The sequence below is a fragment of the Mycobacterium sp. 1465703.0 genome (genome assembly GCF_001672975.1).
Lineage (GTDB): Bacteria > Actinomycetota > Actinomycetes > Mycobacteriales > Mycobacteriaceae > Mycobacterium.
This window is the reverse complement of sequence record NZ_LZKU01000259.1, coordinates 1-14,803: the sequence shown is the minus strand read 5'-3', so window position 1 is coordinate 14,803 and position 14,803 is coordinate 1. Positions and strand designations below refer to the sequence as shown.

15 protein-coding genes and 1 pseudogene are annotated in these 14,803 nt (G+C 64.7%); 13 read left to right on the top strand and 3 right to left on the bottom strand.

Annotation, left to right across the window (positions count from 1 at the left end; all coding sequences use genetic code 11):
- Positions 1 to 116 precede the first annotated feature (116 nt).
- The 10 genes from A5625_RS24525 (at position 117) to A5625_RS24480 (ending at position 8,798) form a co-directional block, all read left to right on the top strand.
- Complete coding sequence (locus tag A5625_RS24525; RefSeq protein WP_067000364.1) at positions 117 to 398, top strand: hypothetical protein; 282 nt, start codon at positions 117 to 119, stop codon at positions 396 to 398.
- Between the two features lie 260 nt (positions 399 to 658).
- Entirely contained in the window at positions 659 to 1,522 is an 864-nt protein-coding gene (locus A5625_RS24520) for an ABC transporter permease (RefSeq protein WP_082984541.1), read from the top strand.
- A complete protein-coding gene (locus A5625_RS24515; RefSeq protein WP_067000361.1) occupies positions 1,519 to 2,346 on the top strand; it encodes an ABC transporter ATP-binding protein in 828 nt (275 codons plus the stop codon). The genes A5625_RS24520 and A5625_RS24515 overlap by 4 nt, the downstream gene beginning before the upstream one ends.
- Positions 2,343 to 3,167 carry an ABC transporter permease gene (locus A5625_RS24510; RefSeq protein ID WP_067000358.1) on the top strand — a complete coding sequence of 275 codons (825 nt, stop codon included), beginning with the start codon at positions 2,343 to 2,345 and terminating at the stop codon, positions 3,165 to 3,167. Before A5625_RS24515 ends, A5625_RS24510 begins: the two co-directional genes overlap by 4 nt.
- Complete coding sequence (locus A5625_RS24505; protein WP_232003812.1) at positions 3,164 to 3,964, top strand: ABC transporter ATP-binding protein; 801 nt, start codon at positions 3,164 to 3,166, stop codon at positions 3,962 to 3,964. The genes A5625_RS24510 and A5625_RS24505 overlap by 4 nt, the downstream gene beginning before the upstream one ends.
- A gap of 38 nt (positions 3,965 to 4,002) precedes the next feature.
- Positions 4,003 to 5,118, top strand: coding sequence for an ABC transporter substrate-binding protein (locus A5625_RS24500; RefSeq protein ID WP_067000417.1), 1,116 nt, complete (start codon positions 4,003 to 4,005; stop codon positions 5,116 to 5,118).
- A gap of 67 nt (positions 5,119 to 5,185) precedes the next feature.
- On the top strand, positions 5,186 to 6,001 hold the full coding sequence (locus A5625_RS24495; RefSeq protein WP_067000353.1) for an ABC transporter ATP-binding protein: 816 nt from the start codon (positions 5,186 to 5,188) through the stop codon (positions 5,999 to 6,001).
- Positions 5,998 to 6,963, top strand: coding sequence for an aliphatic sulfonate ABC transporter substrate-binding protein (locus A5625_RS24490; protein WP_067000350.1), 966 nt, complete (start codon positions 5,998 to 6,000; stop codon positions 6,961 to 6,963). The genes A5625_RS24495 and A5625_RS24490 overlap by 4 nt, the downstream gene beginning before the upstream one ends.
- A 59-nt stretch (positions 6,964 to 7,022) precedes the next feature.
- Complete coding sequence (locus A5625_RS24485; RefSeq protein WP_067000347.1) at positions 7,023 to 7,736, top strand: ABC transporter permease; 714 nt, start codon at positions 7,023 to 7,025, stop codon at positions 7,734 to 7,736.
- Positions 7,737 to 7,820: 84 nt separating this feature from the next.
- Positions 7,821 to 8,798: an alpha/beta fold hydrolase gene (locus tag A5625_RS24480; RefSeq protein ID WP_082984540.1), complete on the top strand. Its 978-nt coding sequence runs from the start codon at positions 7,821 to 7,823 to the stop codon at positions 8,796 to 8,798.
- Positions 8,799 to 8,810: 12 nt separating this feature from the next.
- On the opposite strand, the gene A5625_RS24475 is transcribed toward A5625_RS24480, so the two are convergent.
- From A5625_RS24475 to A5625_RS24465, 3 genes are all read right to left on the bottom strand, one after another.
- Positions 8,811 to 10,028: a GNAT family N-acetyltransferase gene (locus A5625_RS24475; protein ID WP_067000341.1), complete on the bottom strand. Its 1,218-nt coding sequence runs from the start codon at positions 10,026 to 10,028 to the stop codon at positions 8,811 to 8,813.
- A gap of 72 nt (positions 10,029 to 10,100) precedes the next feature.
- Positions 10,101 to 11,312: an acyl-CoA dehydrogenase family protein gene (locus tag A5625_RS24470; RefSeq protein WP_067000337.1), complete on the bottom strand. Its 1,212-nt coding sequence runs from the start codon at positions 11,310 to 11,312 to the stop codon at positions 10,101 to 10,103.
- Positions 11,309 to 11,959: a TetR/AcrR family transcriptional regulator gene (locus A5625_RS24465; protein WP_067000334.1), complete on the bottom strand. Its 651-nt coding sequence runs from the start codon at positions 11,957 to 11,959 to the stop codon at positions 11,309 to 11,311. The genes A5625_RS24470 and A5625_RS24465 overlap by 4 nt, the downstream gene beginning before the upstream one ends.
- 245 nt (positions 11,960 to 12,204) lie before the next feature.
- Here A5625_RS24465 and A5625_RS24460 point away from each other — a divergent pair, with 245 nt between their 5' ends.
- The 3 genes and pseudogenes from A5625_RS24460 to eccD all read left to right on the top strand — a co-directional run.
- Complete coding sequence (locus tag A5625_RS24460; RefSeq protein WP_067000331.1) at positions 12,205 to 13,533, top strand: HAMP domain-containing sensor histidine kinase; 1,329 nt, start codon at positions 12,205 to 12,207, stop codon at positions 13,531 to 13,533.
- Between the two features lie 64 nt (positions 13,534 to 13,597).
- Positions 13,598 to 13,996, top strand: coding sequence for a VOC family protein (locus A5625_RS24455; protein WP_067000328.1), 399 nt, complete (start codon positions 13,598 to 13,600; stop codon positions 13,994 to 13,996).
- 175 nt (positions 13,997 to 14,171) lie between these two features.
- A pseudogene (eccD, locus tag A5625_RS24450) lies at positions 14,172 to 14,684 on the top strand (type VII secretion integral membrane protein EccD); the annotation flags it as partial.
- Between the last annotated feature and the right edge of the window lie 119 nt (positions 14,685 to 14,803).

Here is a 14,803-nt window from a genome sequence, read left to right as displayed (position 1 = left end):
TCACCCGGCAGATCACCGGCCTGCAAACACGCCCGCGGCGGGTTCGGATCGTTCTTCCGGGTTTGAAATCAGGCGATTTGGTGTACTGATACCACTACTCGCACCAAGGAAGGCAAATGATGAAGTATATTGCGGCAGCCACGATCGCGGTCTCCGTCTTGCTGTCCAGCGCGTGTTCGGCCTCACAGATCGTCAACACCGGCGGCGACACAAAGTGCAAAGACTTCACCTCGCAGGATGAGAAGAAGCAGAACGACGAAGTCAGCAAGATGCTCAAAGACAAGAATGGTGCCGATCCGACCAATGTCGAGATATCCGCAACGCGGCTCTCGGTGATGACGTACTGCCAAACACTCGGCAAACCGGACACGAAGATCTCTGAGGCGCCGCACGGCTGACGCCGCAGTGCCGAAGTGCGCAGCCGGCTCCCGACTGTGAGCCGGCTGCGCGCGTTTTAGTCGCGCGACCGCAGGCGCGCACACAGCCACAGCGAGAAATCTTGTGGTGAAGCAGTTCGGGTCAAGGCGATCAATATTCTTGCGCCCCGACATCGGTGCGGAAATGATGACACCGATTGTCCTGCGATGCCCCGCTGGCTGTTCGAGTCATTCGCTCCAGACTCCAACCGCGAGGCGCTGTCCTCCTAGAAAGGTAGCTCGTGAGCGCCCTTTCTACCCAGCCGATCTCCTTGACCGCCGCCCGGGATACCGAAGTCGCGACGCTGACGAAGCACCGCCGGAAACGGTCGTCCGCGATTCCGCTGGCGCTGCTCGGCTTCGCCTTGTTCATCGGCTGCTGGTATCTGACCGTCGACAGCTTGGCGTTGCCAAGGTTTCGCGGCATACCGGGTCCGACCGAGGTGATCCGGGAATGGGTCAGCCCGAACCCGGCGTACGGCACATCGGTGTTCACCGCGTCCTATTACCAGCACATTTGGGCAAGTGTGCGGCGGGTTGCCATCGCTTTCACGGCGGCACTGGCCACCGGCATACCATTGGGCCTATTGCTGGGGTGGTCTTCTCGATTCCGCCAATACGCCTTTCCTGTCTTCGAATTGATCCGACCCATCCCCATCCTTGCTTGGGTTCCCTTGGCAATGCTGATGTTTCACACCAGGGAGGGCTCGGTCATCTTCCTGACCTACCTAGCCGCGTTCTACGCGGTTACGTTGAACACTCTGCTCGGCGTCCATTCGATCGATCAGAACCTGATCCGGGCGGCGCGATGCCTCGGGGCCGGTCCCCGCGAGGTGTTGCGCACCGTGGTGATTCCGGGGTCGCTGCCGTACATCTTCACCGGCCTGCAGATCGGCATGGGGGTGGCGTGGTTCTCGCTGGTTGCCGGGGAGATGATCGCCGGCCAATTCGGTCTCGGGTACCTCATCAACGCCTCGTACACGACCACCCGCTATCCGACCATCGTGATTGCGATGATCACTCTGGGTGTGATCGGGTTTGCCAGTAGCGCTTTGATTCGACTTGTCGGCGCCCGGTTGATGGCGTACCGGAGCATCGGATCATGAGCCGGGGCAATCTGGTCCTGGACGCTGTCAGCAAGGAGTACCGGACCACGGGCGCTGCGGTAGCAGCGGTCGAGGATTTCAACCTTGACATCGCCGCCGGCGACTTGCACGTCATCGTCGGGCCCTCGGGTTGCGGAAAGAGCACCCTGCTCGGTGCGATCGCCGGTTTCACCGGCATCACCTCGGGACGCATCGAATTGGACGGGCAAATACTCTGCGGTCCAACGCAAGCCACCGCCGCGATAGGGCCCGACCGGGTCGTCGTATTTCAGGACAGCACACTTTTTCCGTGGTACACCGTGGCCGACAACGTCGGCTATGGCCTGGTCGCACAGCGGCGAATGAACCGCCGCGACGCGCGCTGCCTCGCGCTGGAGCGCTTGCATGCGGTCGGCCTGGGCGATATCGCCGGTAGCTACCCCGGCGAGCTATCCAGCGGTCTGCAACGGCGCGTCGAGATTCTGCGTGCCCTTGCGCTGGAGCCCGCTGTGCTTCTACTCGACGAGCCCTTCCGCGGAATGGACGCCATCTCCCGATCGGCGATGCATGATGCGCTGCTGCAGATCTACGACAAGTCAGCGGTCACAGTGCTTTTCATCACCCACGACATCGAAGAAGCGGTGTACCTGGGCAGTCGTGTGACGGTCATGACGACGCGCCCCGGCCGAGCCAAGACCACGATCGACATCAACCTCGATCGCCCGCGGGACCGCGGCCTGATCACAACACCCTACTTCCGCGAACTGGTCGGCGAGGTCGCGGAAGCGGTCCGCGACGAAGCCAAGCGTGCGTTCAACGCGGGTGAGCGGGAGATGGTGCAATGACAACGCTATTGCGTCGCACCGACAACTCCGACGCCACGGCCCTGAAAAGGGGTGTGGTCGGCGTCGTGATCTTCACCGTGGTCTGGGAGCTCACCACCCGGCTCGACGATTGGACCGGCATCGGCGTCCCGTTGGTCGCCGGGTTGCCTCCACCATCGGCTGTCGCCGTCGACTTTGTGAAACTTCTTGTCAGCCCGGGGTATTGGAACAGTTGGTCGCTGTCCTTCCAACGGGTGCTGGCCGGCTTCGTCCTGGCATTGATAATTGGTGGGGGATTAGGCCTGCTGATGGCGACCCGGCCCTGGTTCAAACGCATGGTGTTTCCGGTGTTCGAATCGTTGCGGCCGATCCCGCCACTTGCCTGGGTGCCGATCGCCATCATTTTCTGGCCGACCCAGGAATTGTCCATCACCTTTGTCACCTTCCTCGGTGCGCTTTTCCCGATCGTGCTGAACACCGTCGGTGGTGCCGAAGAGATCGACCGCCGGCACGTGTTGGCCGCGCGGTCGATGGGTGCAAGTCGCACTTACGTCTTCCGCAGAGTGTTGATACCCGCGCTGCTGCCGTCGCTGGTGACCGGCGCGGCTGTCGGTATGGGCATCACATGGGAGGTCGTCGTTGCCGCCGAGCTGATCTCCGGCGGCGGCCAGCAATCCGGCGACGGCGGCCTGGGTTTTCTGGTCTGGAATGCGTATCAGGGCAACAACTTACCGCGGGTGGTGGTGGCGATGATCAGCCTGGGCATCGCGGGTTACCTGTCCAGCGGTTTGGTGCGTGCGCTGGGGAACCGCCTGATGCCGTGGCGGCGGGTCGCGTCATGACCGACAGCCGCGCCGGCGCCGTCGCTTTCGATCATGTGTCCTTTCACATCCGAAAGGGTCGGGAAAACCTGAAAGTCGTCGACGACTGCTCGTTTGTTGTGGCGCCCGGCGAGATCGTCGCGATGATCGGACCCTCGGGTGGCGGCAAGACGACCATCGGCTACCTACTGGCCGGATACCACCACCCCACAAGTGGGTTCATCGCCGTCGATGGCGTCCAGGCGAACGGACCGTCGGCCGAACGCCTGCTGTTGTTCCAAGAAAACGCACTGATGCCATGGCTGACCACAGCCGAGAACGTCATGTTCGGGCCGCGTGCGCGCGGTGAGGGCGGCCGTGAAGCCCGGCGGCGTGCGGACGCCATCCTTTCCCGGGTGGGGCTGGCCGACTTCGTCGATCGCTATCCAGGAGAACTCTCCGGGGGGATGCGCCGTCGCGCCGAATTGGCGCGCGCCCTGATCAACGAACCCGCGGTTCTGATACTCGACGAACCGTTTCGGGGGTTGGACGCAATGACCCGAGAATTGATGCAGGAGTACACCGCCGAACTGCTTGCCGAACAACGACGTACCGTGCTGTTCATCACCACAGATGTCGATGAGGCGCTGCTCCTGGCGGATCGCCTGCTGGTGATGACCGGGCGTCCGGCCCGGGTGCGCGAGGAGTTCTCGATCGAGATGTCCCGACCTCGGCTGCGGGCCGATCTGCTGAACGACGACCGTCTGCAAGACATCAAACACCGCGCCATGGACCTGCTGCGGCCCGCCGGCACGACCGACTTGCCGGTGGCCACCTGAAGATGGCCCGGGCCAGGGCCCCAGACAGAAAGATGCGGATGCGCCTGAAACACACACTCGCCGTCGCCCTGACGACGATGCTGACCGCTGTCGGCTGCGCGGCTGTCGGTCATATCGGGGGGAACGACATCGTCTCCGGTGGCGGGGCGGTGCATCTCACTGTCGGCTATCAGCCCTACTACACCGAGGCGTGGTCTGGAGTGGTCATGCGGCGCAAGGAATTCTGGAAGAAATACCTGCCAAGCGGCTCGACGGTGGACTTTCAGGTGGGCCTGCAGGGATCGATCGTCGTCAGCCAGTTGCTGGCCGGCAAGCAACAGATCGGGTACGTGGGCGACATGCCCTCGATCGTCGGTGTGAGCAAACGAAGCACCCGAGATTTGCGGATCGTTGCGACACTGGGACTTTCCGAAGACCAATGCGGCGTATTTGTGGTGCGACCGGACGCACCCAACTTCGCCAATCAACGCGACGCCCTCACCTGGTTCAACGGCAAGACTGTTGCCACGCCGCAGGGAAGCTGCACGGATCGCATCGCCCAGGCGACGTTCGGTGCCTTGGGCGTCAAGCCCGCCGCATACCTCAACCAAAGCATCGAGGTGATCACCTCGAGCTTTCAGAATCACACCATCGACGCCGCCATCGTGTGGGAGCCCGTACCGTCGAAGTTGATCAACGCGGGATTGGCCAAGCGCGTGGCCAGCGGTGCACTGACCGGCCAGCACGACGGCGGATTTCTGGTGATGGACAAGGAGTTCACCGACAAGCATCCCGACATTGCCAAGAGCTGGCTCAAAGCAGAACTCGACGCGCAGCGTTTCCTCTCAAACCCGGCCAATGCAGACGAGATCGTGCGCATCGCACATAGCCAGACCGAGGGCTACTCCGCGGCCGACCTCCGCGATTCGCTCTACCGCAAGTGGTCCGTCGAGCAAGGCGGCAGTCCCGAAGGAATCCGGTTGCGTCTTCCGTTCGCTCCCATCGGCGAAAGCGCCGAGCTGATCAAGACGGCTACCGACTTTCTCTACCGCATCAAGGCAATACCGACTGCCACGCTGCCTGATGCAGCGGTGCAACCGGATGCGGCGAGCGCGGTGCTGCGCGATGCGGGGACCAACCCGGCAGTCGGCGCAGGATTCGTGCGGGCGCAATAGGGCAGGGATTTCAATCATGATCAACTCAAACCTGGTGACCAGCCCAGGGCGTCCCTAGGCTGCGCGGGTGACAACGAGCAACCCTGCGCCGGCACGCGTCTCACTTCGCGGCGTCAACCGTACGTTCGGACCACACACGGTGTTGCACGACGTCGACATTGAGATCGAACCGGGCGAGGTGGTCGCTCTGTTGGGATCTTCGGGCAGCGGGAAGTCGACACTGCTGCGACTCATCGCCGGGCTGGACGGTCCCACCGAGGGGCGGATCGAGATCGACGGTGAGTCCGTCCGGGGCATCGACCCGCGCTGCGCCGTGGTGTTCCAAGAACCTCGCCTGCTGCCCTGGCGGTCGCTGTCGGCCAACGTCGAGTTCGGCCTGGCACCGGGCACGCCGCAATCGAAAGGGTCTGCGGCAGTGCAGCACTGGCTTGATGTCGTCGGACTGACCAAATTTCGCGATCATTACCCGCGACAGGTTTCCGGCGGTATGGCGCAACGAGCCGGCCTGGCTCGGGCCCTGGCGCGGCGTCCCAGAGTGCTGCTGCTCGACGAACCGCTGGCTGCGCTCGACGCGCTGACCCGGTTACGGATGCAGGACCTGCTCGACACGGTGCAGCAAGAAGCCGGCACCACCACGGTTTTGGTGACGCACGACGTGGACGAGGCGGTGATTCTCGCCGACCGGGTGCTGATCCTGCGGGCCGAGATAACCGGCGGCGCAAGTATCGCGGCCGAATTCGACGTCGCGATTCCCAAACCGCGGGACCGCGGAGATCCGCGTGTCACGGCCCTGCGCGACCAGTTGTTGGACGAACTCGGTGTCCCCCGACGCGGCGGTGACAGCCTGCCGTATGCCATCGAAGAGGAGGCGAAAACGTCGTGAAACGACGGTATTTGACGACAATGGCCGCTATCGCCACGGTCGGCGTGGTGTCCGCCTGTGGTTCGAGTGGCGGCACCGCGGCGACCAAGGACCTGCACCTGGACTACGCGTACTACAACCCGCTGAGTCTGGTGATACGTGATCAGCATCTGCTGGAAAAGCAGGGCTATCACGTCACCTGGGTACTTTCGCAAGGCAGTAACAAGGCCAACGAGGGACTGCGGTCGAAGGCACTGGACCTCGGCTCCACCGGCGGTTCCCCCGCATTGTTGGCGCGGGCCAACGGCACACCGATCAAGGTCGTTGACGTCTACGCCAGGGGCGAGTGGACGGCTCTGGTTGTCGCCAAGAACTCGCCCATCAACTCCGTAGCCGACTTGAAGGGCAAAAAGGTCGCCGTCACCAAGGGGACCGACCCTTATTTCTTCTTGTTGCAAGCACTTTCGACGGCCGGCCTTTCGGCGAGCGACATCGAAATCGTCAACCTGCAGCACGCCGATGGCAAAACCGCCCTGGAGCGCGGCGATGTCGACGCGTGGTCGGGGCTGGACCCGTTCATGGCGCAGACGATTCAGCAGCAAGGTTCGCGCATCATCTACCACAACCCGGAGTTCAATTCCGGCGGTGTACTCAACGCTCGCGAGGACTTCATCACCGCCCATCCGGAATCCGTCCAGTTGGTGGTCAATACCTATGAGGAGGCCCGGAAGTGGGCAAAGACGCACCCGGGCGAGCTGGCGGCATTGCTGGCCTCGCAGGCGAAGGTGACGCTGAGCGTGGCCCAAGAGGAGCTGCAGCGCACGGCATTGGACATCGACCCGGTGCCGGGGGACTGGCTGCGCACGGTGCTGACCAGGGTCGAGCCACTGGCGGTGGCCGACGGCGACATCAAATCGGACGACGCCGGTCGCAGCGCACTGAACACCCTGTTCGAGCCGAAGTTCGCTCAGCAGGCGCACTGACGTCGCGGCCCGGCCGCCGGAGGCAATTACCGCCCGGGCTTGTCGGGCTGATTGTCCCGGTGCTGCTGCTGGTCATCTGGCAGCTCGCGACGGCCGTCACCGGGTATTTCTCCCCGAGCCAGCTTCCGCCTCCCATCGACGTCGTCACCGCACTGGGCGGACTGCTCCGGCACGGCGAACTGTGGACCCACCTGGAAGCGAGTGGCACCCGGGTTGCGGTGGGCTACCTGGCCGGTGCGGCGGCGGCGCTCGCGCTGGGTTCACTCGTCGGGCTGTCGGTTACCGTGCGCAGGTTACTGGCGCCGACCGTCGCCGCCTTCCGCACGGTGCCGTCCCTGGCGTGGGTTCCGTTGCTGCTCTTATGGTTTGGTATCGACGAGACCCCGAAGATTCTCATGGTCGCGATCGGCGCGTTTTTTCCGATCTACACCACCACGGCATCGGCGCTCTCGCACGTCGACCCCCAACTGCTGGAGGTGGGACGGGCCTACGGTCGGCACGGCGCCTCGCTGTTGACGACGGTGATGCTGCCCGCCGCGGCCCCGGAGCTGGTGAACGGGCTTCGGCTGGGGCTGGCGAACGCGTGGCTTTTCGTGGTGGCGGCCGAGCTGATCGCTTCCTCGAAGGGGCTCGGGTTCCTTCTGATCGATAGTCAAAACTCCGGCCGCACCGATGTGATGCTGCTGGCCATCGTGCTGCTGGCGGGCTTGGGCAAGCTCACCGACGGGATCTTGGGTGCCGTGGAGACCCGGATCGCGCGGCGGCGCGGGTAGGTTGACCAACCGCGCCAAAGACGCGGCGCGCGAACAGCGCCCAGCATGCTTCCACCACGGCCGGCTTAGCCGCACAATAACGCGATGCGGGCAGTTGGGGAGATCGGGAATAGCGCGGCGCATTCGTCGTGCACCGCCACGGTTGCCCGTCGATGTCTGTCGATCGTCGTGCTGCTGGTTGCCCTGATGGGATGTGCCCACAACCGCACGACGCCGGGGGCAGGCGCAAGTGGTGATTTCGCAGGCCCGATCGAGATCGGCAACGGGCGGCATCTTTATCTTGAATGCCACGGAAAGGGCGGGCCGACAGTCGTTTTGGAGTCCGGATATCACAACGCGTCGGATCCGTGGAACCACTCCGAAGCCGCCGCCCCGGCAACAGGCCCGGCGGTGCTGCCGGCCCTGGCCGCCGACCACCGCGTCTGCGCCTACGACCGGCCAGGCACGCTGCGCTATCCCGATCCGCCCAACATCACCGATCGCAGTTCACCGGCTGCGATGCCACGCACTGCGCAGGACGTCATCCAGGATTTGCATGCATTACTCGCCGCGGCACGCGTTCCGGGTCCGTACGTCATGGTCGGCCACTCGTTGGGCGGTCTGTTCATCCGGTTGTACGCGCAGACCTATCCCGAACAGGTGCGGGCACTGGCGTTCGTCGATGCCTTCCCCGTCGAGATACCGAGGCTGATGGGATCGGACTGGCCGGCTTATCGCCAGGCTTTAGACCGGCCGTTGCCTCAGTTCGCGGATTCGGCGTCGTTCGAGGTGATCGACATCGACAAGAGCGTCGAACAGGTTGGCGCGGCGCCGTTGCCGCCCGTTCCCACCGTCGTGCTGACCAGGACCGAACCGTTCGCGATCCCGGGCACCGTGTCGCCCGAACAGGGCGCCAAACTGGAAGAGGTGTGGAGAGAGGCGTCGTCGGATCTGATTGCGCTGCGGCCGCAGGCCCCACACATGATCGCGACCGGCAGCGACCACTTCATCCAGATACACCAGCCCGACCTGGTGGTGGCCGGTGTACGGCTGGCGATGCAGAGGTCTGCCCCGAGCCGTTGACGCGGGTTCGAGTCAGAAGAAGGTTCCGGCATGGGGTGCTTCGGGCACCGCGAACAGTTGATCGGCCACGTCCAGCGTCGCCGGATCGGCGGCGCGGGCCAGCCCGGCCGCGGCCAGCCTGCGCCAGCTGGTGCCGCCAAGCAGCGCGGCACCCAGCCCGTCGATCCCGACATGAAGCTCGGCACGCCGCGTCGTCGGTTCGGCACCGTCGGCGGTGATCGTGAAGCTGGCTGAATTAGCCTGTAGCACAGGGTCATTCACCGCGATCGTGACGGACCCGGCGCCGGCATAGGAACGCGCTGTCAGCGCACGTTGTACGTCGATGACACGCAGCCACGTTTCGTCGTGCACCGCGGTGGTCTTTGCCGCGCGGCGATCAGCGAACAGCCAGGGCAGCGCGTCGTCGAAGGGCAGCATCCAAAACATCACTCGATGAACGAGATCCAGGCCGAGCAGAAACCGCAGCAACCCGAGATACGCGTCCGCGCTGGGGGCGAAGAAATCCTCGACCACGATGGAGCGCTGATCGCTGGCGAACCAGTTCTCGGTGTTGACGGGCCGGTAGCGGGCGAACCCCGACTCGGCGCCCGGTTCACCGTGCACCGCGACGTACCAAGCTCCGGGCGATGATTCGGTGCGAAGCCGCACGCTCTCCCACCACACGCCGGGCCGGTCGATGGTGCCCGGACGGGAGGGACGATTGGCGTCATAGATCCGGGGCAAGATCTCCCACACTTCGCCGGCGTCGAGCAGTCGCACCGGACCACCCAGTCCGACGTCGGGCCGAAACCTTGCCCGCGCGACCGTGATCTCCACGCTTTGTGCGTAACTCGCTACGCCGTAGCCGTACCGCTCGTAGATCGTGGCCTCCGAGGCCCGCAACGACGCGACCACCTCGCCGCGTGTCGCGAAGTCGTGCAGCTGGTGCCGGACCAGTTCGGTGGCGATTCCGCGTCGAGTGAATGACGGCAGCACCCCGATATGGGTGACGGCGGCGTGGCTCACGGTGGCCCCGCCGGGAAGGGTCAGGCTGCTCGTGACCGCGTCCGCGGTGCCGACGAGTTGTCCGTCGACGAATGCGCCGACAGTGCGGCCCGGGTCGCGCAGCTTGGTGATCTGGCCGGGCGGCAGGTTCGACATGGGCGGCAAACCCACCATCGCGGTGCGAAACAGTCGGGCCGCGGAAAGCAGGTCGTCCTCGGCGTCGAGAACCCGGATCTCGGTGGTCATCCGGTCATCATGTCGCGTGCCGCCACTGGATGGGTGCGGTCCCCCCTTGCAGGCAACCGAACTGTGTGCCCGCTACCGGATCGGCAAGCCGGTCAGCGCCCGGGAGATCACCAGGCGCTGGATCTCGCTGGTGCCCTCGAAGATCGTGAAGATCTTCGCGTCGCGGTGCATCCGCTCGACGGGATAGTCGCGGGTGTAGCCGTTGCCGCCCAGGATCTGGATCGCCTCGTCGGTGACATAGACGGCGGTTTCGCTGGCCACCAGCTTGGCCATCGAGCCCTCCGCCGAGTCGAAGTTGAGGTTGTTGCGCGCCATCCAGCCGGCCCGCCACACCAGCAATCGGGCCGCGTCGATACGGCTCTTCATGTCGGCGAGCTTGAACGCCACCGCCTGGAACTCGCCGATCTTGCGGCCGAATTGCTCACGCTGGCAGGCGTATTCGAGGGCGTACTCATAGGCGGCCCGGGCCACCCCGACAGCCATCGCGCCGACCGTGGGCCGGGTGCGCTCGAAGGTCTTCAAAGCGGCCTGTCCCCGAGCGGAGGCACCGGATTTGACGCGGGCGATCCGCGCCTCAAATTTCTCCCGGCCACCGAGGATGTGGTCCTCGGGCAACCGGACGTCGTCGAGCACCACTTCGGCGGTGTGCGAAGCGCGGATGCCGTGCTTCTTGAACTTCTGGCCCTGGGCCAGCCCCTTGACGCCGGACGGAATGATGAAGGTCGCCTGCCCGCGGGCGCCGAGTTCGGGATAGACCGACGCCACCACGATGTGCACGTTGGCGATGCCGCCGTTGGTCGCCCAGGTCTTGGTGCCGTTGAGAACCCATTCCCCGGTCGCCTCGTCATAGCGCGCCCGGGTGCGGATGGCGCCGACGTCGGAGCCCGCATCGGGTTCCGACGAACAGAACGCACCCAGCTTGGGTTCGTCGGCGGTGCCGAACATCTCGGGCAGCCAACGACCCAACTGCTCGGGAGTGCCGTTGCCCGCCAACGCCGCCGCGGCCAGACCGGTGCCCATGATGGACAGCGCGATACCCGCGTCACCCCAGAACAGCTCCTCGAACACCGTCAGCATGCCCAGGCCGGTGGGCTCGGCCGCCTGCTGAGCGAACAGGTCGGGGGAGTACAGCCCCACCTTCGCGGCCTCCTGGATCACCGGCCACGGAGTTTCCTCGCGCTCGTCCCATTCGGCGGCGGCGGGGCGGACAACATCGGCCGCGAATTGGTGCACCCAATCGCGGATTTCTATCACGTCGTCGGACGGTTGCAGTGAAAACGTCACAACTCTGCTCCTGAATCGTTGGTGTACAAAGGGTTTCGAGGATTTGCGTATTGGGCCAGGACGCTGACCGTTTGATTGACCCACGCCTCGAAATACCGTTCCTCATCGGTGTTGCCGGGCAGGCGACCGGTCAGTGCTTGCAGCGTCGCGGCATAGGACAGCGACCCGATCGCGACGGCCGCGGCCGCTTCGGGGTCCGGAATGCTGGTGCGCCCGGACCGATTCGACGCGGCCAGTTCGTCGGCGAAGCGCTGGTAGGCGTTGTCGGTGATGACCTGCCAGGTCTTCTCGTCGAGATCGCCGAGCTCGTCGGGCTCGCGCAGCATGACCTTGAGCAGATCCTCGCTTTGTTTGAGGTTGCTCCAGATCAGTTGGCCGGCGATGCGCACCGCGCGCTCAACGCTGCCCGGTTGCCCCGCGTCGTATTGCTCGCGCGCGGCCACGATGCTGTCGATCCGGTGTGCGACCGCGGCCTCGAGCAGCTCGCGCTTGGAGCCGAAGTGCTTGTAGAGCGCCCCCGAGCCCGGCGCCAGGCCCGATTCCCGCTGAATGTCAGCCACCGATGTCGCCGTGTAACCCTTGGCGGCAAAGAGCCGCAACGCTGCGGACAGCAGCCGCTCGCGTCCCCGACCAGGCTCAGTGAGCATGGTGAGAGAGTACTCACTCACCCTGGTCACGCCAAAATCAGGGTGGTCCTGCCAGGTCACGGAGCAGCCGGCAATCCGGTTAGCGTTAAATTCTTGCGAAACGCCACGGCGCTTGATCGCGCCGGACCGGTACTGCTGTGAGGGTTGTACTCAGGTTGGTTGACAAGGTCCGCTTGATCGGCGGTGTCGACCGGGCGAAGTGAAGGAGCCTGACAATTCGCGTCCTACCGCGCGTACAGCTGCCCATGCGGGTGCTGTCGCTGCGCACCATCGTCATCGTTGCCGCCATATCCGTGATGACTCTGGTCGTCCTGCTGGGCACCTGGGTGTGGGTGGGCGTCACCAACGACCAGTACAGCCAACTGGACCGCCGGCTCGATTCGGTCAGCAGCCTGGGCGACATCAGCAGCCTGCTCAACAACGCGGAGCGCAACAGCCCAGACCGCGCCACACCGGACGGCAACCTGGTGCGTACCGCGCGCATTGGCGGAGTGACCGTGTCGGTGCCCAGCAGCATCGTGTTGCCCCAACTTCCCGACGGCTACGCCAACACCACGATCAACGGCGTGCAATACCGCGTTCGGACCTTCAGCGCCGGCCCTGCCTCCATCGCCTTGGCCGCTCCGCTGGCCGAAGCCCAGCATCGGATCAACGAGTTGCACCTGCGGGTGCTGTTGATCTGCGCCAGCGTGATCGGCGGCACCGTGGTGGTGGGCTGGGTGATCTCCTTGATCATGGTCAACCCGTTCCTGCTGTTGGCCCAGCAAGCCCGGGCGATCAATGCCCAGTCCAGTCCCGACGAGGTTCAGGTGCGCGGTGTGCGCGAGGCGGTCGAGATCGCCGAAGCGGTCGAGGGAATGCTGGCCCGCATCGGCAAGGAACAGCAGCGCACCAAGGCCGCGCTGGACTCGGCCCGTGACTTCGCCGCCGTCGCCTCCCATGAACTTCGCACGCCGCTGACCGCCATGCGCACCAACCTGGAAGTGTTGTCCACCCTGGACCTGCCGCCTGAGCAGCGCCACGAGGTCATCGGCGACGTGATCCGCACCCAGAGCCGCATCGAAGCCACCCTGACCGCGCTGGAGCGGCTGGCGCAGGGGGAACTGACCACCGTCGACGATTTCGTCCCGTTCGACATCACCGAGCTGTTGGATCGTGCCGCTCACGACGCGCTGCGCATCTACCCCGATGTGGAGGTGTCACTGGTGCCGTCGCCGACGGTGCTGATGATCGGGCTGCCCACCGGATTGCGGCTGGTGATCGACAACGCGATCGCCAACGCCGTCAAGCACGGCAATGCCGGCAAGATCCTGCTGACCGTCGGCAGTTCCGGTGAGGGCGTGGAGATCGCGATCGACGACGACGGCACCGGGGTTCCGGAATCCGAACGTGCCACCGTCTTCGAACGGTTCACCCGTGGCACGACGGCGTCACGGTCGGGCTCGGGGCTGGGTTTGGCGCTGGTCGCCCAGCAGGCCGAATTGCACGGCGGCACAGCGGCATTGCAGACCAGCCCGCTCGGCGGCACCCGCCTGTTGCTGAGGCTGGCCGGCGATGGGCGAGGTCCGGCGTAGCGGCGCCCCGCTCGTGCCGAGCCGCCGGCGCGCACACCGCGCCTCCGCCGTGGGACGCTGAGTCATGCTCGGCCACCTCGGCATCAATGTGCCTGACCTGTCAGCCGCAAAACGGTATTACGACGCGCTGATGCCGCTTGTCGGCTTTGAGCCGTTCTTTCATACTGACGGCGAGTTTTCCTATCGGCCTGCGCACGACAAACCCGGCACGTATCTGTTCTTTTATCCGGCCCTCGAGCCTCATCAGTACTGCGCGCAACAAGCCGGGTTACAGCACCTGGCGTTCATTGTGCGGCGCCGCTCGTCGGTGCACACGGTCCACGATCACATCGTTGGAATCGGCGGTACCGTCATCCATCCACCCCGCCATTTCCCGGAATATCCCGGCCACTATTACGCCACCTTTTGGTACGACCCGTTCGGCATCAAACTCGAGGCCGTATGCCATCATGACCGCGACTAGATGAATGGCGATGACGCGACCTCACCAGGTAACTACGGTGCCTTTGTGACTGCAGAGTCATGAGTTGCGATTGGGGTTTATCAACGACACCCTGTGCCAGCTCACTACTTTCGCGTTTGAAACTTTCGTTAGTTACTGAACGGGTCCTTGAGACCGGTCAAAACGATGTGAATACAAGGACAACGAACTGACCGACATCACCGCACGCGGCGCCGCGATCGCCGCCTCGGCGCGATTGGTCAACGCGGTCCAGGTTGGCCTGTGCGTCGGGGTCTCCCTCGTGCTGCCCGCCTCGGTCTGGGGCGTGCTGACTCCAGGTCGGTCGTGGGCGTGGCTGGCGCTGGTGGTCGCCGGACTGGTGGTGGGCATCTTCCTCACCCAGGGACGCGGATTCGCCGCCAAGTATCAGGCCGTCGCGCTCGTCTGCGGGGCATCCGCTGCGGTGTGCGCGGGAGTGGTCAAATACGCCGTCGCCGCGCCGAAAGATGCTATGACCGGGCTGATGTGGCCCGTGCTGGCAGTGGTGACCTTCGCCGCGTTGGGTTTGGCCGCAGCGCTTTTGGTGCCGGCCATGAGGTTCCGGCCGTTCATCCGCCTGACCGTGGAATGGGTGGAAGTGCTCGCGTTCATCGTCTTGCTGCCTGCGGCGGCGGCCCTGGGAGGGCTCTTCACGTGGATTCGCCACTGAGACGGGCGGCGGTGGTTACCGCCGCCGTCACACTGGTCGCGGTATCAGCCAATATCCCTGCCGCACTGGCTATTACACCACCTTCGGTGGATCCGGGACTGGTACCGCCGGACGGGCCG